This is a genomic window from Streptomyces sp. NBC_00457, from assembly GCF_036014015.1.
Classification (GTDB): domain Bacteria; phylum Actinomycetota; class Actinomycetes; order Streptomycetales; family Streptomycetaceae; genus Streptomyces.
Genome location: NZ_CP107905.1, coordinates 1,792,235 through 1,808,722 on the forward strand (window position 1 = coordinate 1,792,235; position 16,488 = coordinate 1,808,722).

17 protein-coding genes are annotated in these 16,488 nt (G+C 70.9%); 10 read left to right on the forward strand and 7 right to left on the reverse strand.

The window, feature by feature from the left end:
- Positions 1-24 precede the first annotated feature (24 nt).
- Together OG828_RS08335 and idi are read left to right on the forward strand one after the other, a co-directional pair.
- Entirely contained in the window at positions 25-963 is a 939-nt protein-coding gene (locus OG828_RS08335; protein ID WP_328351885.1) for a cation diffusion facilitator family transporter, read from the forward strand.
- Between the two features lie 263 nt (positions 964-1,226).
- Entirely contained in the window at positions 1,227-1,820 is a 594-nt protein-coding gene (idi, locus tag OG828_RS08340) for an isopentenyl-diphosphate Delta-isomerase (RefSeq protein WP_210575369.1), read from the forward strand.
- 6 nt (positions 1,821-1,826) lie between these two features.
- Here the strand turns inward: idi and OG828_RS08345 are convergent, their stop codons facing one another.
- Complete coding sequence (locus OG828_RS08345; protein ID WP_328351891.1) at positions 1,827-2,315, reverse strand: ATP-binding protein; 489 nt, start codon at positions 2,313-2,315, stop codon at positions 1,827-1,829.
- Between the two features lie 174 nt (positions 2,316-2,489).
- On the opposite strand from OG828_RS08345, the gene OG828_RS08350 reads away from it, so the two are divergent.
- On the forward strand, positions 2,490-3,239 hold the full coding sequence (locus tag OG828_RS08350) for an enoyl-CoA hydratase/isomerase family protein (RefSeq protein WP_328500666.1): 750 nt from the start codon (positions 2,490-2,492) through the stop codon (positions 3,237-3,239).
- Here OG828_RS08350 and OG828_RS08355 read toward each other — a convergent pair.
- Both OG828_RS08355 and OG828_RS08360 read right to left on the reverse strand, forming a co-directional pair.
- Positions 3,226-3,861, reverse strand: coding sequence for a DJ-1/PfpI family protein (locus OG828_RS08355; protein ID WP_328500667.1), 636 nt, complete (start codon positions 3,859-3,861; stop codon positions 3,226-3,228). The genes OG828_RS08350 and OG828_RS08355 overlap by 14 nt on opposite strands.
- A 21-nt stretch (positions 3,862-3,882) precedes the next feature.
- A complete protein-coding gene (locus OG828_RS08360) occupies positions 3,883-4,842 on the reverse strand; it encodes a GlxA family transcriptional regulator (RefSeq protein WP_328500668.1) in 960 nt (319 codons plus the stop codon).
- A 113-nt stretch (positions 4,843-4,955) separates the two neighbouring features.
- Here OG828_RS08360 and OG828_RS08365 point away from each other — a divergent pair, with 113 nt between their 5' ends.
- From OG828_RS08365 to OG828_RS08380, 4 genes are all read left to right on the forward strand, one after another.
- A complete protein-coding gene (locus OG828_RS08365; protein WP_328500669.1) occupies positions 4,956-5,825 on the forward strand; it encodes an SCO6745 family protein in 870 nt (289 codons plus the stop codon).
- An 82-nt stretch (positions 5,826-5,907) separates the two neighbouring features.
- Positions 5,908-6,039: an LPFR motif small protein gene (locus tag OG828_RS08370; protein ID WP_268867491.1), complete on the forward strand. Its 132-nt coding sequence runs from the start codon at positions 5,908-5,910 to the stop codon at positions 6,037-6,039.
- Positions 6,040-6,160: 121 nt separating this feature from the next.
- The gene (locus tag OG828_RS08375; RefSeq protein ID WP_328500670.1) at positions 6,161-8,539 is read left to right on the forward strand and encodes a Tex family protein; all 2,379 of its coding nucleotides are present in this window, start codon (positions 6,161-6,163) and stop codon (positions 8,537-8,539) included.
- Positions 8,540-8,649: 110 nt separating this feature from the next.
- Entirely contained in the window at positions 8,650-9,216 is a 567-nt protein-coding gene (locus OG828_RS08380; RefSeq protein ID WP_328500671.1) for a putative glycolipid-binding domain-containing protein, read from the forward strand.
- 50 nt (positions 9,217-9,266) lie between these two features.
- On the opposite strand, the gene OG828_RS08385 is transcribed toward OG828_RS08380, so the two are convergent.
- Positions 9,267-10,904, reverse strand: coding sequence for an ABC-F family ATP-binding cassette domain-containing protein (locus OG828_RS08385; protein ID WP_328500672.1), 1,638 nt, complete (start codon positions 10,902-10,904; stop codon positions 9,267-9,269).
- A gap of 46 nt (positions 10,905-10,950) precedes the next feature.
- Positions 10,951-11,973 (reverse strand): oxidoreductase, encoded by a 1,023-nt coding sequence (locus OG828_RS08390; protein ID WP_328500673.1) that lies wholly within the window; start codon positions 11,971-11,973, stop codon positions 10,951-10,953.
- Positions 11,974-12,039: 66 nt separating this feature from the next.
- On the opposite strand from OG828_RS08390, the gene OG828_RS08395 reads away from it, so the two are divergent.
- Together OG828_RS08395 and OG828_RS08400 are read left to right on the forward strand one after the other, a co-directional pair.
- Positions 12,040-12,990: an FAD-dependent oxidoreductase gene (locus tag OG828_RS08395; protein WP_328500674.1), complete on the forward strand. Its 951-nt coding sequence runs from the start codon at positions 12,040-12,042 to the stop codon at positions 12,988-12,990.
- On the forward strand, positions 12,987-13,127 hold the full coding sequence (locus OG828_RS08400) for a hypothetical protein (RefSeq protein ID WP_328351921.1): 141 nt from the start codon (positions 12,987-12,989) through the stop codon (positions 13,125-13,127). The genes OG828_RS08395 and OG828_RS08400 overlap by 4 nt, the downstream gene beginning before the upstream one ends.
- Positions 13,128-13,131: 4 nt before the next feature.
- On the opposite strand, the gene OG828_RS08405 is transcribed toward OG828_RS08400, so the two are convergent.
- A complete protein-coding gene (locus tag OG828_RS08405; RefSeq protein WP_328371655.1) occupies positions 13,132-14,037 on the reverse strand; it encodes a DMT family transporter in 906 nt (301 codons plus the stop codon).
- A gap of 85 nt (positions 14,038-14,122) precedes the next feature.
- Between OG828_RS08405 and OG828_RS08410 the strand changes: the two genes are divergently transcribed.
- On the forward strand, positions 14,123-14,701 hold the full coding sequence (locus OG828_RS08410) for a TetR/AcrR family transcriptional regulator (protein WP_328437338.1): 579 nt from the start codon (positions 14,123-14,125) through the stop codon (positions 14,699-14,701).
- Here OG828_RS08410 and OG828_RS08415 read toward each other — a convergent pair.
- Positions 14,692-16,404: a BCCT family transporter gene (locus OG828_RS08415; RefSeq protein ID WP_328500675.1), complete on the reverse strand. Its 1,713-nt coding sequence runs from the start codon at positions 16,402-16,404 to the stop codon at positions 14,692-14,694. The two genes, OG828_RS08410 and OG828_RS08415, sit on opposite strands and share 10 nt — an antisense overlap.
- Positions 16,405-16,488: the final 84 nt, after the last annotated feature.

The following is a 16,488-nucleotide window of genomic DNA, read 5'->3' on the forward strand; positions in this document are numbered from 1 at the left end:
GACGAACACAGGAGGGCTGCTGCCATGGGGGCTGGGCACGATCACGGGCATGCGCACGGCGCAGCCGCCGGCGGTACGGCGACCGCCGCGTACCGCGGCCGACTGCGCGTCGCGCTGTCCATCACGCTCGGCGTCATGGTGGTCGAGATCATCGGCGGCATCGTCGCCGATTCGCTCGCCCTGGTCGCCGACGCGGCGCACATGGCGACGGACGCGCTGGGCCTCGGCATGGCCCTCCTCGCGATCCACTTCTCGAGCCGCCCGGCCACCGGCAACCGCACCTTCGGATACGCCCGCGCCGAGATCCTCGCCGCCCTCGCCAACTGTCTGCTGCTGCTCGGGGTCGGCGGCTACGTCCTGTACGAAGCGATCCAGCGGTTCATCACGCCCGCCGACACCGAGGGCGGGCTGACGATCGTGTTCGGCTTGATCGGTCTGGTCGCGAACCTGGTGTCGCTGACACTGCTCATGCGCGGTCAGAAGGAGAGCCTGAACGTGCGGGGGGCGTTCCTGGAGGTGGCCGCGGACGCGCTGGGCTCGGTCGCGGTGCTGATCTCCGCGGCCGTGATCCTCACCACGGGCTGGCAGGCCGCCGACCCGATCGCCTCGCTGGTCATCGGCCTGATGATCGTGCCCCGGACCATGAAGCTGCTGCGCGAGACCCTCGACGTCCTGCTGGAGTCGGCCCCGAAGGACGTCGACATGGCGGAGGTACGGGCACACATACTGGCCCTCGACGGCGTCGAGGACGTCCACGACCTGCACGCCTGGACGATCACCTCCGGCATGCCCGTCCTGTCCGTGCACGTCGTCGTGCGCTCCGACGTACTGAACGCGATCGGCCACGAGAAGATGCTGCACGAGCTCCAGGGCTGCCTCGGCGACCACTTCGACGTCGAGCACTGCACCTTCCAGCTTGAGCCGCACGGTCACGCGGAGCACGAGGCACGGCTCTGCCACTGAGACCGGCGCCTGCGAAGCACATCGGAGTAACCGCGCGCGTGCAGCGCATTTGTAACCGGCGCACATGGAGCGCATCGGTCCGGCGCGCGGTTGCGTCCTCCCTCCCACAGCCCCACCCGGGGCGGTTCTCCGCCCGGGACGCCGGGCACGATCAACAACCGGGCCCCGCGCCCGGCGCGGACATGCGGGCGTGCTGCGAAGTGCCGGGAGTGCCGGATTCGTACGGCACACTTGGGGCGCGAAGACCGATGCGAAGGATGGGTATGCCGATCACACCTGCCACCGCGACGCACAGCTCGTCGAACGGCACCGCGGACGCGATCTTGCTGGAACTGGTCGACGAGAAGGGCGTGACGATCGGCACCGCGGAGAAGCTCGCCGCCCATCAGCCGCCGGGGCAGCTGCACCGCGCCTTCTCCGTGTTCCTCTTCGACGACCACGGCCGGCTGCTGCTCCAGCAGCGGGCACTGGGCAAGTACCACTCCCCCGGCGTGTGGTCCAACACCTGCTGCGGCCACCCCTACCCGGGCGAGGCCCCCTTCGCGGCGGCGGCCCGGCGGACGTACGAGGAGCTGGGCGCCTCGCCCTCGCTGCTCGCCGAGGCGGGCACGGTCCGCTACAACCACCCGGACCCGGCCTCGGGCCTGGTGGAGCAGGAGTACAACCACCTCTTCGTCGGCATGATGCAGGCACCGCTGCGGCCCGACCCGGAGGAGGTCGGCGCGACGGCCTTCGTGACCCCCGCCGAGCTGGCGGAGCGGCACGCGAAGGACGTGTTCTCCTCCTGGTTCATGACCGTGCTGGACGCGGCCCGTCCCGCGGTCAGAGAGCTGACGGGCCCGTCGGCCGGCTGGTGAGCGGGGTTACAGCACGCGCGCGGGGGTGAGCGGCAGGGCGGCCCAGATCACCTTGCCGCCGCTCGCGGTGTGCTCGACGTCGCACACCCCGCCCGCCTCCCGGGCGATCTCGCGCACCAGCAGCAGCCCCCGGCCGCCCGTCTGGCCGTGGTCGGCCTCCAGGGCGGTGGGGCGGTAGGGGTGGCTGTCCTCCACCGACACCCGCACCCACTCGGCGCCCACGGCGACCTCCACCGCGAGCATCGGCGACAGCAGCGCCGCATGCCGCACGGCGTTCGTGACCAGCTCCGAGACGATCAGCAGCAGGCCCTGGACCAGGTCGTCCGAGACCGGCACCCCCTGACGGAAGAGCAGGTCACGCACGGCGTGCCGGGCCTGCGGGACCGACACGTCGACAGCCGGAGCGGTGAACCGCCAGACCCCCTCGTACGGCAGCGGATCGGGCCCGTGGTCATCCATGGTCCGGTCGCCACCCTTGCGCTCGATTGTCACCACACCTTGAGTGTTGGCACCCGGTCACCGCGGCCCCGAGGACTGAACAGAAGTCAGCTGATATCGAGCGGTTCTGATCGTTGGCGTATGACACAGTCAGTTGTGGGACTGCTCCTGACCCCCCTTGTGCCGACTTCACAAACTCTTCGGGTTGTACGGGCGGATAGCATCCGGCGCATGGAGCCGCAGCTGTTGCACGGTGTCACCGACTCGGTGGCCACCGTCGTCATCCGTCACCCGGCCAAGCGCAACGCCATGACCGCCGACATGTGGCGGTCGCTGCCACCGCTGCTCGACCGGCTGGCCGCCGACCCGGACGTACGGGCCCTGGTGCTGACCGGTGAGGGCGGGACGTTCTGTGCCGGGGCCGACATCTCCACGCTCCGGGAGTCGCCGGACGAGGCGCAGGGGCTCGCGGTGGATGCGGAGGAGGCCCTTGCCGCGTTTCCGAAGCCGACGCTGGCGGCCGTTCGCGGGCACTGTGTGGGCGGTGGCTCGCAGCTGGCGGCGGCCTGTGATCTGCGGTTCGCCGAGGAGGGCGCACTGTTCGGGGTGACGCCGGCGAAGCTGGGGATCGTGTATCCGGCGTCCTCCACGCGGCGGTTGGTGTCGCTGGTGGGTCCGGCGACGGCCAAGTACCTGCTGTTCTCGGGCGAGTTGATCGACGCGGAGCGGGCGCTGCGCACCGGCCTGGTCGACGAGGTGCTGCCCGAGGGCGAACTCGACAAGCGGGTCACGGAGTTCGCCCGGATCCTGGTCTCCCGCTCCCAGCTGACGCAGGCCGCCGCGAAGGAGTTCGCGAACGGCCGCACCGACCGGGACACCCACTGGGCCGAGCAGGCGCGCGGCAGCGGAGACACCGCCGAGGGCGTCGCCGCGTTCCTGGAGCGCAGGCCGCCGCGCTTCACCTGGACTACGTCAGGATGAACCGGCTGCGCGAGCGGAGGGCGTCGACGATGCGCGCGGGCGCCTTCTGCGGCGACCCGGCGTCGTACGGCGGCTGAGGGTCGTACTCCGTGGCCAGTTGTACGGCCTGGGCGTGGTCGTCGCCCGCGACGCGCCCGAGCAGGGTGAGCGCCATGTCGATGCCGGAGGAGACGCCGGCCGCGGTGACGTACTTGCCGTCGAAGACGACCCACTCCCCCGTCGGTTCGGCGCCGAACCGCTTCAGCTGCTCCAGCGCCAGCCAGTGCGAGGTCGCCCGGCGGCCGTGGAGGAGTCCGGCGGCGGCGAGCAGCAGGGAGCCCGTGCACACGGAGGTGGTCCAGGTGCTGGTGGCGTCGACCGCGCGCAGCCAGTCCAGCAGTCGCTCGTCCTCCATCAGCGCGCCCTGACCGGGACCGCCGGCCACGACCACGATGTCGGGCCTGGGCACCTCGTCCAGGGCCTTGTCGGCGATGAGGGCGAGGGCTCCGTTGTCCGAGCGGACGGGTCCGGCCTCCTTGGCGACGAAGACGGTCTCCGCGTCCGGCGTGCGGGACAGGATCTCGTAGGGGCCTACGGCTTCGAGGGCGGTGAACCGGTCGAACACGACCAGGGCGATCTGCATCGGATTCCTTTCGGCGGGCGTTCACTGGGCGGGTGCGGGGCGGAAGCGGCGGCGGTACTCGGCCGGGGCCGTCCCCAGGGACTTCACGAAGGCACGCCGCATGGCCTCGGGGGTGCCGTAGCCGCTGGTGCGGGAGATCTCCTCGATGCCGTCGCTCGTGTCCTCCAGCAGGCGGCGGGCGTGTTCGAGGCGGACGCGGTCGACGTACCGGCCGGGGGTCATGCCGGTCTCGGTCTGGAAGGCGCGGGCGAAGTGGCGGGGTGAGAGGCGGGCGCGGGCGGCCAGTGACTCGACGGTCAGATCGGCGTCCGGATGCTCGGTGATCCACTGCTGGACCTCGCGGAGCGGTTCGCGCTGTGCGGTCTGGGCGGCGAGCTGAGCGCTGAACTGGGTCTGGTTCCCCGGGCGGCGCAGGAAGACCACCAAGTGGCGGGCGATCGTCAGGGCCACCTCACGTCCCAGGTCCTCCTCGACCAGGGCGAGCGCGAGATCGATACCGGAGGTGACACCCGCCGACGTGGAGACCTGTCCGTCGCGGATGTAGATGGGGTCGGCGTCGACCCGCACGGCCGGGTGGTCGCAGGCCAGCTTGTCGGCGTACGCCCAGTGGGTCGTGGCGCGGCGGCCGTCCAGGAGGCCCGCCTCGGCGAGCAGGATCGCCCCAGTGCAGACGGAGACCAGGCGTTCGGCACGCGGGCCGTGCTCGCGCAGCCAGTCGGTGAGACGCGCGTCCGGGCGGCGGGTGCCCTGGCCGCCGGGGACGAGGAGGGTGTGCGGGTCGGGTACGGAGTCCAGGGCCCCGTCCGGTACGAGGGTCAGGCCGCTGGACGTGCGCACGGGGACGCCCTCCAGGGAGGCCGTACGGATGCGGTACGTCCCCGGAGTGTGTTTCTCGGCCCCCGCGAAGACCTCCACCGGGCCGGTGACATCGAGGCTCTGCACGCCGTCGAAGAGGACGACGAGAACGGTTCGCTGCGCCATGCCACCGATTCTCGGTGAGCCGGAGGATGGCCGCAATGACGAGTTCCCCACCTTTCCTGCCCTCGGCCAGGGGACTGTGGAGCACGAACCGACCGGTCAGTAATGTTCGCGGCATGACTACTGCCGCCATCGATCCGCGCGCCGGCCGACGCTGCCACAACGCGCTCAACGCCCTGCACTCCGCGCACTACTTCGCACCCGAGGTCGGCAAGGAGCTGGGCGCGCTCGGGATCACGGACCCCAGGGCCGTCAACTTCGCCGTGCGGGCGGCCGCGTTGGGTCCGGTGGGGCCCGGGACGGTGGCGGCGACGTTCTACAACTACAAGTACGAGCTGGTGGCCCGGCATGTGCCGGCGGTGTGGGCGATCGCCTCACCCGACGCCGTTCTGGCGGCACGCGCGCGTGGGGTCGATTCCGCGCTGCGCCGCCTCCTGGGTGAGCAGGTGGTGGCCTCGCCGGAGATGGCGGAGGCCGCGCGCCTCGCGCTGCGGGCGGCCGAGGCCTGTACGCGCGGCGCCCGGCCGTTGTACGCCGCCCACGCCGACCTGCCGGTGCCCGAGGAACCGCATCTGGCGTACTGGCACGCGGCGACGCTGCTGCGTGAGCACCGGGGCGACGGGCATCTCACCGTGCTGGTGTCGGCCGGGCTCGACGGTCTGGAGGCGCTGGCGACCCACACGGCGACCGGCAAGGGCTTCTCACCGAAGTGGGTGTTCGGCACGCGTGGCTGGCGACAGGAGGAGTGGGACGCGGCGAAGGGACGGCTGCGGGAGCGCGGGCTGGTGGACGCGGCGGGCGAGCTGACCGAGCAGGGGGTCGCGCTCCGGGCGGAGATCGAGCAGGAGACCGACCGGCTGGACCGTGCGCCCTACGAGCACCTGGGAGCCGAGGACGTGCAGCGGCTGACGGAGCTGGCAACCGGGTTCGCCCGCGCGGTGGTCGCCGCCGGGGCGTTCCCCGAGGATCTGTTCGGCAAGGGCTGAGCCGGCCGCCGGGCATGGCGTGACCTGGGCGAGGTACTCGGTCCTTCCCGGCCACCGGGGCCGGAAGAGAAAGGGGATGCCCATGCTCCGTGCGATTGCTGACGTGTTGCGACAGATCGGTGGGGCCATCGCCACCGTGGTGACGCTGCCCTTCCGTGCGCTGGCCCGGCTGCTGGGCGGCGCCTCGGGCGGCGCGCGGCGACGCAGGGTCTGATTTCGCCCGCTTCGGGCCTGGCGCCCACTTCGACAGGGCCGGGGTGCCGACCCGATCCCCGATTGTCGGTGTCACCTGCCACAATTGCCGCGCAACCTCAGTGAGAAGGCGGTACGGGATCGTGACGACACCCGGGTCCATCGAAGCAGGGTCCATCGAAGGCAGGATCGCCGAGGAGCTCGGCGTACGGGAGCGGCAGGTCAAGGCTGCCGTGGAGTTGCTCGACGGCGGTTCGACGGTGCCCTTCATCGCCCGCTACCGCAAGGAAGCGACCGAGATGCTCGACGATGCGCAGCTGCGCACGCTCGAGGAGCGGCTGCGCTATCTGCGGGAGCTGGAGGAGCGGCGGGCGGCGATCCTCGACTCCGTGCGCGAGCAGGGCAAGCTCACCGACGAGTTGGAGGCGCGGATCCGCGGCGCCGAGACCAAGGCGCGGCTCGAGGACATCTACCTGCCGTACAAGCCGAAGCGGCGGACCAAGGCGCAGATCGCGCGTGAGGCCGGGCTGGAGCCGCTCGCGGAGGGCCTGCTCGGCGATCCGACGATCGAGCCGCTGGCCGCCGCGGCGGCGTTCGTCGACGCGGACAAGGGAGTCGCCGATCCGCAGGCCGCCCTGGACGGCGCGCGGGCGATCCTCACCGAGCGGTTCTCGGAGGATGCCGACCTGATCGGCGAGCTGCGCGAGCGCATGTGGGCGCGCGGGCGGCTGGCCGCCAAGGTGCGCGAGGGCAAGGAGGAGGCCGGCGCCAAGTTCTCCGACTACTTCGACTTCGCCGAGCCGTTCACCGCACTGCCCTCGCACCGGATCCTCGCCATGCTGCGCGGCGAGAAGGAGGAGGTCCTCGACCTCGTCCTGGAGCCGGAGGAGCCCACAGACGGGCCGTCGTCTTACGAGGGGATGATCGCCGCGAAGTTCGGCGTCACCGATCGCGGCCGTCCCGGCGACAAATGGCTCACGGACACGGTCCGCTGGGCCTGGCGCACCCGCATCCTCGTCCACCTCGGCCTCGACCTGCGCCTTCGGCTGCGTACGGCCGCCGAAGACGAGGCGGTCAACGTGTTCGCCGCCAACCTGCGCGACCTGCTGCTCGCCGCCCCGGCCGGCACACGCGCGACGCTGGGACTGGACCCGGGCTTCCGTACGGGTGTGAAGGTCGCCGTCGTCGACGCGACGGGCAAGGTCGTGGCGACCGACGTGATCCACCCGCACGTGCCGGCGAACCGGTGGGACGAGGCGATCGCCAAGCTGGCACGGCTGGCGAAGGAGCACGCGGTCGAGCTGATCGCGATCGGCAACGGCACGGCGTCCCGGGAGACCGACAAGCTCGCCGGTGAACTCATCACCAAGCACCCGGAGTTGAAGCTCACCAAGGTGATGGTGTCCGAGGCGGGCGCCTCCGTGTACTCGGCCTCCGCCTTCGCCTCGCAGGAGCTGCCGGACATGGACGTGTCGCTGCGCGGTGCGGTGTCCATCGCGCGTCGGCTCCAGGACCCGCTGGCCGAGCTGGTGAAGATCGACCCGAAGTCGATCGGTGTCGGCCAGTACCAGCACGACCTGTCCGAGGTGAAACTGTCGCGCTCGCTGGACGCGGTGGTCGAGGACTGTGTGAACGGCGTCGGGGTCGACGTCAACACGGCCTCCGCACCCCTCCTCGCGCGCGTGTCCGGCATCTCCTCCGGGCTCGCCGAGAACATCGTGTCGCACCGTGACGCCAACGGCCCGTTCAAGTCGAGGTCCGAGCTGAAGGGCGTGGCACGGCTCGGCCCGAAGGCCTACGAGCAGTGCGCGGGCTTCCTGCGGATCCGGGGCGGCCACGACCCGCTGGACGCGTCGAGCGTTCACCCCGAGGCCTATCCCGTCGTACGGCGGATGGTGCAGACGTCCGGCCAGGAGGTCGCCTCGCTCGTCGGCAACACGGCTGTGCTGCGGTCGCTGAAGCCGCAGGAGTTCGTCGACGAGACGTTCGGTCTGCCGACCGTCACCGACATCCTCAAAGAGCTGGAGAAGCCGGGCCGCGACCCGCGGCCCGCGTTCAAGACCGCCACGTTCAAGGAGGGCGTCGAGAAGATCTCCGACCTGTCCTCCGGGATGGTTCTCGAAGGGGTCGTGACGAACGTGGCGGCCTTCGGGGCGTTCGTCGACGTCGGTGTGCACCAGGACGGGCTGGTGCATGTGTCCGCGATGTCGAAGACGTTCGTCAAGGATCCGCGGGATGTGGTCAAGCCCGGCGACATCGTCAAGGTGAAGGTCCTGGACATCGACATCCCGCGCAAGCGGATCTCCCTGACCCTGCGGCTGGACGACGAGAGCGCTGCGCAGGGCGGCGGACAGGGCGAGGGCGGCGAGCGGCGACAGCGGGGTGGGCGTCCTCCGCAGCAGCGGCAGGGCCGGGGCGGCGGCGGTGGCGGCTCGCGTCAGGCGCCCGCGCCGGGCAACAGTGCGATGGCCGATGCTCTTCGCCGGGCCGGGCTGGTCGATCGCAAGGATGGGCGGCGTTGAGTTGAGCGTCTGAAGGTCGTGGGGAGCTGCGGGTCCGTTGTGGCTGGTCGCGCAGTTCCCCGCGCCCCTGGCGGGGCGCGTGCACAGCCGTACGGATTTACAGTGACGGCATGACCGCTTCGCATGTCTTCACCTGGGAAGTTTTCGAGAGCCGGGGGTTCGAGACCGCCTGGGTCGACTTCGACGGTGACGCGCTGCGGGCGCGTGGGCGTGCCTTCGGGACTACGCCGGGGCCGTACTGGATCGCGTACGAGCTCGACACCGCCGACGGCTTCGTGACCCGGCGGCTGCGGGTCACGGCTGAGACCCACTCCGGCACACAGGACCTTGACCTGCGGCATGACGGTGAGGGGCGGTGGACCGCGGACGGCGAGCGGTTGCCCGGTATCGACGGTGCCCTCGACTGCGACCTCGGCCTGTGCCCGCTGACCAACAGCATGCCGGTACTGCGGCACGGGCTCCATCGCACGCCGGGTGAGGAGGACTTCCTCATGGCCTGGGTCTCGGTGCCGGACCTGACCGTCCAGCCGTCACCGCAGCGGTACACCCACCTAGACCGCGGACGCGTCCGCTTCACCTCGGGCGACTTCCGCAGCGACCTCGTCTTCGACGCGGACGGCTTCGTCGTCGACTATCCGGGGCTGGCCACACGACTGGCCGCTCCGGCAACGCCCTAAGGGGCGCGGGGAACTGCGCGACCAGCCACAACGGCGCCGCAGCGGAGCGATTAGCGTTCGGTCACCTTGCCGTCCGCCACCTCCACCCGGCGCGTCACATGAACCGCCTCCAGCATGCGCCGGTCATGGGTGACCAGGAGCAGCGTGCCCTCGTACGAATCCAGGGCCGACTCGAGTTGCTCGATGGCCGGCAGGTCGAGGTGGTTGGTCGGCTCGTCCAAGACCAGGAGGTTGACGCCCCGCCCCTGGAGCAGGGCGAGCGCCGCTCTGGTCCGCTCACCCGGTGACAGCGTGGCCGCCGCGCGCAATACGTGGTCCGACTTCAGGCCGAACTTGGCGAGCAGCGTCCGCACTTCGGCCGGTTCCGTGTCGGGGACGGCCGCGCCGAAGGCGTCCAGCAGGGACTCCGGGCCGTGGAACACCTTGCGGGCCTGGTCGACCTCGCCGACGAGGACGCCGGAGCCGAGGGAGGCCTGCCCCGCGTCCACGGGGACCCGGCCGAGCAGGGCGCCGAGCAGGGTCGACTTGCCCGCGCCGTTCGCGCCCGTCACGGCCACCCGGTCCGCCCAGTCGATCTGCAGGGACACCGGGCCGAGGACGAAGTCACCGCGCCGCACTTCGGCGTCGCGCAGGGTGGCGACGACGGCGCCGGAGCGCGGGGCCGCCGCGATCTCCATCCGCAGTTCCCACTCCTTGCGCGGCTCCTCGACGACATCGAGGCGTTCGATCATGCGCTGCGTCTGGCGGGCCTTCGCGGCCTGCTTCTCGCTGGCCTCGCTGCGGAACTTGCGGCCGATCTTGTCGTTGTCGCTGGCCTTGCGGCGCGCGTTCTTCACGCCCTTGTCCATCCAGGTGCGCTGCATCTGTGCCCGGTCCTGGAGGGCCGCCTTCTTGTCGGCGTACTCCTCGTAGCCCTCGCGGGCGTGCCGCCGGGCCGTCTCGCGTTCCTCCAGGTAGGCCTCGTAGCCGCCGCCGTAGAGATTGATCTGTCCCTGTACGAGGTCGAGTTCGAGGACCTTGGTGACGGTGCGGGCGAGGAACTCGCGGTCGTGGCTGACGACGACCGTGCCGGCCCGCAGGCCGCTCACAAAGCGTTCGAGGCGTTCCAGGCCGTCCAGGTCGAGGTCGTTGGTCGGCTCGTCGAGCAGGAACACGTCGTAGCGGGAGAGCAGGAGGGAGGCAAGGCCCGCACGGGCTGCCTGGCCGCCGGAGAGGGACGTCATCGCCTGGTCGAGGTCGACTGCCAGGCCCAGTGAGTCGGTGACCTCCTCGGCCCGTTCGTCCAGGTCGGCGCCGCCGAGGTCGAGCCAGCGCTCCAGGCTCGTCGCGTACGCGTCGTCGGCGCCCGGTGCTCCGTCGACGAGCGCCTGGGTGGCCTCGTCCATCGTGCGCTGGGCCTCGGCCACGCCGGTGCGGCGGGCCAGGAACCCCCGCACGGTCTCGCCCGGGCGGCGCTCCGGTTCCTGCGGCAGGTGGCCGATCGTCGCCGTGGGCGGCGAGAGGCGCAGCTCGCCCTCCTCCGGCGCGGTGAGTCCGGCGAGGATCCGCAGCAGCGTGGACTTGCCGGCGCCGTTGGCCCCGACCAGGCCGATCACATCGCCGGGCGCGACGACGAGGTCGAGCCCGGTGAACAGCGCGCGGTCGCCGTGGCCGGCGGCGAGGTTCTTGGCGACGAGGATGGCAGTCATCAGACCGTAGATCCTAGTGGCCCCACGGAGTCCATCGCGCCCGGAATCATCCGTGCGCCATCGCCTCCACCAGCACGCTTCCCGATGTTCGCGCCACCACGAAGGACTCCCCCTTCACCGCCTTGGCGTCCAGGGCGATGCGATGCCGGCCGGGTTCCAGGATCCCGTCGAAGACCTCGTGGGCGTGGGTGCGGTAGAGACGGTCGAGGCGGTACGCGGTGAGCTGGACCCGGCAGGGCGAGGTGACCTCGATGCCCGCTTCGCCGTCGGCGGCGACCAGCCGGGTCAGCCGGCGCCGGTCGGCGGGGCTGCGGTCCAGGGCGTGTTCGATCTGGGCGACGAGCAGCGGGACGATCGGCGCGAGTCCGTCGACGTAGGCGACCTCGACACCGGCGCGGTCGAAGGCGGCGCGTACGGCGGCACGTTCCTCCTGGGTGACGGCGCGGCCGAAGGCGACGGCGCCGTAGCCGCGCAGTTCGTCGGCGGGGACGTCGGCCGCGTCGCGGGTGATGTCGGCGCCGATGCCGATGGTGCGCAGTGCGGCGGCGAGCTTGGCCAGCAGGGCGACGCGGGCGCCGATGAGCAGGACGCGGCGGCGGGCGCTGCCGGAGCCGTCCAGCAGGGAGGTGAGCGCCGTCCGGTACTCGGCACCGCGGAAGCGGAACGGCCCTATGCCGTGGTAGCCGTTGAGTGTCAGGTCGGCGTAATCGTCGGTCTGCCAGGCGAAGTCGCGCCAGAGGTAGTCGTCGCCTTCCTGCTCGATGACCGCGGTGACCGCCCCGCACCCCAGCTCCTCGCATTCGGGACAGCCGTAGATGACGTACCGGCCACCGGGCAGGGGTGCGTCGATCTCCAGCAGCAGGCTGCGGACCTGGGCGGTGAAGATCGCGGGTGGGACGTCCGAGGCGAGTGGGGAGACGGCGTCGAGGTCGGAGAGCTGGAAGAGCAGCGGACGGTCGTTCACGATGAAGTCCACGAAATCCCGGTGTACTTGGTAGTCACCGTTGGCGCGGACTCCACCGGCACGTATCGCCGGTGCCAGGCCGAAGGTCGCGTACTCGGCAGACATGCTGTGAGTATCCCCAGTAAGAACGCTCTCTGAGCACGGCATGACACATTCCGCTACCGTCCCCGGATGAGCAGCGAACCGAACGACGAGATCATCGTGGTCGGCGGCGGGGTCATCGGGCTGACCACGGCCGTCGTCCTCGCCGAGCGGGGCCGCCGGGTGCGGGTGTGGACGCGGGATCCCGTGGAGCGGACCACCTCGGCGGTCGCGGGCGCGCTGTGGTGGCCGTACCGGATCGAGCCGGTCGCGCAGGCACGCAGGTGGGCGCTGCGGTCGCTCGATGTGTACGAGGAGTTGGCGGGACGGCCCGAGGTGACCGGCGTACGCATGGTCGAAGGGGTATTGGGTGAGGCCGGTCCGGACGATGCCTGGGCCGCCGAGCGGCTGCCGGGGCTGCGTCCGGCGACCGCCGAGGAGTACCCGGGCACGGGGTTGTGGGCGCGGTTGCCGCTGATCGACATGGCGCTCCATCTGCCGTGGCTGCGCGAGCGGTTCCTCGGGGCGGGCGGGGCGATCGAGGTGCGTACGGTGTCCGGCTTCGCGGAGGTCGACGCACCCGTCGTGGTCAACTGCACCGGGCTGGGGGCGCGGGAGCTGGTGCCGGACGCCTCCGTACGGCCCGTGCGCGGGCAGTTGGTCGTCGTGGAGAACCCCGGGATCCGGACCTGGCTCGTCTCCACCGACGCCGCCGGGGCCATGGCGTACTTCTTTCCGCAGCCCGGTCGGTTGCTGCTGGGCGGCACGGCGGACGAGGACGACTTCTCGGCCGAGCCGGATCCGGCGGTGGCGGAGGCGATCGTACGACGGTGTGCGGCGCTGCGGCCGGAGATCGCCGGGGCGCGGGTGCTGGACCATCGGGTCGGGCTGAGGCCCGCCCGGGACACGGTCCGGCTGGAGCGCGAACCGCTCCCGGACGGGCGGCTGTTGGTGCACAACTACGGCCATGGCGGCGCGGGCATCACCGTGGCGTGGGGCTGCGCGGAGGATGCGGCCGGGGCCGTGGACGAGCGGCCGTGACCCGCTCCTCGGCCGTGCCCCGCGATGTGGTGCGAGAGATCAAGCACACCGCGTCCGGTTCAAGGCCCGTGGCGATCTCCGTCGAGGCGGCAGCCGGCGTAGCCACCCTCTCCGGCCTGCGGATTCCGGCGCCTTGATCCCCTACACCACCTGGCGGGACGCCACCCGCTCCCGCCCCGCCCGTGGGCTCGCGCCGTGTACGACGGCGACCGCCGAGAGGGCGACCGCCAGGCCGACGGCGGTCTGCGCGGTGAACGGCTCGCCGAACATGGCGGCGCCCCAGACGGCCGTGACGGGGGCCATGAGGAACATCAGCGTGTTGACCTGGGTCACGCCCGAGCGCTGCAGCACCAGCCAGTACAGCCCGTAGCCGCCGAACGTCGAGAGCGTCACGAGCCACACGGTGGCCAGCCAGAACGCCGGGGCGGAGGAGGGGGCGGCGGCCCCGGCCGCGAAGGCGGCGACCGTGAAGACGAGTGCGCTGGTGGTGCAGTGGACGGTCATCGACACCAGGGGCGTCACCTGTGTCCGGGAGCGCTCTTCGAGGAAGGTGGCCGCCACCAGCGAGAGCATCCCGGCGAACGGGACGAGATAGACCCACCAGGCGACGGCGGTGGCCGCCGAGGCGTCGGCCGTGGTGACGACGGCGACACCGGCGAGGCCCAGGCACAGGCCGAGCCACTGCCGCGCCGAGACGTACTGGCGCAGCAACGGCCCGGCGAGCGCGCCCGCGACGAGGGGCTGGGTGCCGTCGATCAGGGCGGTCGTGCCGCTGGAGACGCCGAGCTGGATGGCGTAGTAGACGGTGAGCAGATAGCCGCTCTGGGAGAGCAGCCCGATCGCGATCTGCCGTGCGATGTCACGCGCGGTCAGTCCCTGCCATGACGCCCGCCCGCGCCCGATCGCGACCGCGATGAGGATGACGGCAAGCGGCAGAAACCGCCACATCAGGAGCGTCACCGCGCCCGCGTGCTCCGTGCCCAGCTTGGCGCCGACGAACCCCGAGCTCCAGCAGAGCACGAAGGCGGCCGACAGCAAGATGTTCATGGTCCACCACTCACCACTCATCGCCCGACTATACAGATCGGTCTACCTACTCAGACCACTATACAGATCGGTATAGTCAGGTGCCATGAGTACCAGGCGGATCACGATGACCCCCGGCGCGCACCGCGTTCTCGCGGCGGCGTCCCGGCTGTTCTACGAGCGCGGTATCCACGCGGTCGGGGTGGACCTGATCGCCGCCGAGGCCGGAGTGACGAAGAAGACGCTCTACGACCGGTTCGGGTCCAAGGACCAGATCGTCGTCGAGTACCTCGCCGACCGCGACGAGCGCTGGCGGCGCTTCGTCGCGGAACGGCTGGATCGCGTGGAGCCGGGATCCGTCGACCGCGTGCTCGCGGTGTTCGACGCGTCCCGGTCCTGGATGACCGAGAGCAGCCCGAAGGGGTGCAGCATGGTCAACGCCCACGCCGAGATCAGCGATCCCGCCCACCCGGCCTACGCGATCATCACCGGGCAGAAGCAATGGATGCTGGAGCTCTTCACCGATCTGGTCGGGGAAGTCGCGCCCGGCCGGGCCGACCAGCTGGCCCCCGCGCTGATGCTGCTGCACGAGGGCGCGCTGGTCGCCCACGGCCTGCGCATCTTCCCCGACCCGATCGGCCGTGCCCGCGACGAGGCGGGCGAACTCCTCGGCGCTCAGCGGTAGTCGTGCCCCAGCGGGTCGCCCTCCGTCTCCGTGCCGGGGCCCGGTCCGACCCTGATCCCGAAATCGCCGTCGTACTTCTGGTGGCCCTCGATCACGGCGAGTTCGACGGCCTCGGAGCCCATCGCGTTGCGCACGATCACGGGGTCGTGGCGCAGGTCGCGCATGAGGGCGACGCACATCCCGATCATCACGAGGACGAACGGCGCGGCGGCCAGGATCGTGAGGTTCTGCAGGCCGGTGAGCGCGTCGCCCTGGCCGCTGCCGACGAGCAGCATGATGGCGGCGACGGCTCCGGTCACCACACCCCAGAACACGACGACGAAGCGGCCGGGTTCGAGGGCGCCCTTCTGGGAGAGCGTGCCCATCACGATGGACGCGGCGTCGGCACCCGACACGAAGAAGATGCCGACCAGGATCATCACCAGCAGGCTGGTGACGGTCGCGATGGGGAACTCCTGGAGGAGGCCGAAGAGCTGGCCCTCGGGGGTCGACTCCTCGCCGAGCGCGCCGCCCTCCTTCAGCCTCATCGCCGAACCGCCGAAGACCGCGAACCAGACGAGGCTGACCGTGCTGGGCACGAGGATCACGCCGCCGACGAACTGCCGGATGGTGCGGCCCCGGCTGATACGCGCGATGAACATGCCGACGAACGGCGTCCAGGAGATCCACCACGCCCAGTAGAAGACGGTCCAGCTGCCGAGCCAGTCCGCGACGCCCTCTCCGGTGCTGGCCTCGGTGCGGCCCGCGAGCTGCGGCAGATCACCGAGGTAGGAGAAGACGGAGGTGGGCAGCAGGTCGAGCACGATGATGGTGGGACCCGCGACGAACACGAACAGGGCGAGGATCAGGGCGAGCACCATGTTGGTGTTGGACAGCCACTGGATGCCCCGCTCGATGCCGGAGACCGCCGAGGCGACGAAGGCCAGGGTCAGTACGGCGATGATCGCGACGAGCAGCCCGGTGCTCACGTCGTCCATCCAGTCCAACTCCTGGAAACCGGAGCCGATCTGGAGCGCGCCCAGGCCCAGCGAGGCGGCGGAGCCGAAGACGGTGGCGATGATCGCGAGGATGTCGATCACCCGGCCGCCGGTGCCGTTCGCGTGCTTCTCCCCGATGAGCGGGGTGAAGACCGCGCTGATGGTCTGGCGCCGGCGTTTGCGGAAGGTGCTGTAGGCGATGGCGAGGCCGACCACCGCGTAGATCGCCCAGGGGTGCAGGGTCCAGTGGAAGAGGGTGGTGGCCATCGCCGTCTCCATGCGTTCCGCGGAGTCGGCGGGGTCGGTGCCCGGAGGTGGGGTCGTGTAGTGCGAGAGCGGCTCACTCACTCCGTAGAACATCAGGCCGATGCCCATGCCGGCGCTGAACATCATCGCGACCCACGACACGGTGCGGAACTCGGGCTCCTCGCCCTCGGCGCCGAGGTGGATCCGGCCGTAGCGGCTCATCGCGAGCCACAACGCGAAGACGACGAAGGCCGAAGCGGCCAGTATGAAGGCCCAGCCACCGTTGTGGATCAGGCCGTTGAGCATCGTCGTGGAGGCGCTCTCCAGTGAGTCCGTCCCCACCGCGCCCCAGATCACGAAGGCCACGGTGATGACGGCGGTGACGCCGAACACCACTCGGTCCGTCTCATGGACCCGGCCGCCGGGAATGTCCGAGGGACCTTCCCGGCCGCCTCCCCTCTTCTTCAGATCTTCAGTCATCTGCGGCACCTTCCCTGAGAAACCGTGAGATACGCCTGTTCAGCGTTGTGCCTCACGGCCTACCACAGGTGCCGCCGATCTAGA

Coding starts and splice junctions, on each gene's coding strand:
- OG828_RS08335 (WP_328351885.1), top strand. CDS start 25: ATGGGGGCTGGGCACGATCACGGGCATGCGCACGGCGCAGCCGCCGGC.
- idi (WP_210575369.1), top strand. CDS start 1,227: ATGCCGATCACACCTGCCACCGCGACGCACAGCTCGTCGAACGGCACC.
- OG828_RS08350 (WP_328500666.1), top strand. CDS start 2,490: ATGGAGCCGCAGCTGTTGCACGGTGTCACCGACTCGGTGGCCACCGTC.
- OG828_RS08355 (WP_328500667.1), bottom strand. CDS start 3,861: ATGCAGATCGCCCTGGTCGTGTTCGACCGGTTCACCGCCCTCGAAGCC.
- OG828_RS08360 (WP_328500668.1), bottom strand. CDS start 4,842: ATGGCGCAGCGAACCGTTCTCGTCGTCCTCTTCGACGGCGTGCAGAGC.
- OG828_RS08365 (WP_328500669.1), top strand. CDS start 4,956: ATGACTACTGCCGCCATCGATCCGCGCGCCGGCCGACGCTGCCACAAC.
- OG828_RS08370 (WP_268867491.1), top strand. CDS start 5,908: ATGCTCCGTGCGATTGCTGACGTGTTGCGACAGATCGGTGGGGCCATC.
- OG828_RS08380 (WP_328500671.1), top strand. CDS start 8,650: ATGACCGCTTCGCATGTCTTCACCTGGGAAGTTTTCGAGAGCCGGGGG.
- OG828_RS08385 (WP_328500672.1), bottom strand. CDS start 10,904: ATGACTGCCATCCTCGTCGCCAAGAACCTCGCCGCCGGCCACGGCGAC.
- OG828_RS08390 (WP_328500673.1), bottom strand. CDS start 11,973: ATGTCTGCCGAGTACGCGACCTTCGGCCTGGCACCGGCGATACGTGCC.
- OG828_RS08395 (WP_328500674.1), top strand. CDS start 12,040: ATGAGCAGCGAACCGAACGACGAGATCATCGTGGTCGGCGGCGGGGTC.
- OG828_RS08405 (WP_328371655.1), bottom strand. CDS start 14,037: ATGAACATCTTGCTGTCGGCCGCCTTCGTGCTCTGCTGGAGCTCGGGG.
- OG828_RS08410 (WP_328437338.1), top strand. CDS start 14,123: ATGAGTACCAGGCGGATCACGATGACCCCCGGCGCGCACCGCGTTCTC.
- OG828_RS08415 (WP_328500675.1), bottom strand. CDS start 16,404: ATGACTGAAGATCTGAAGAAGAGGGGAGGCGGCCGGGAAGGTCCCTCG.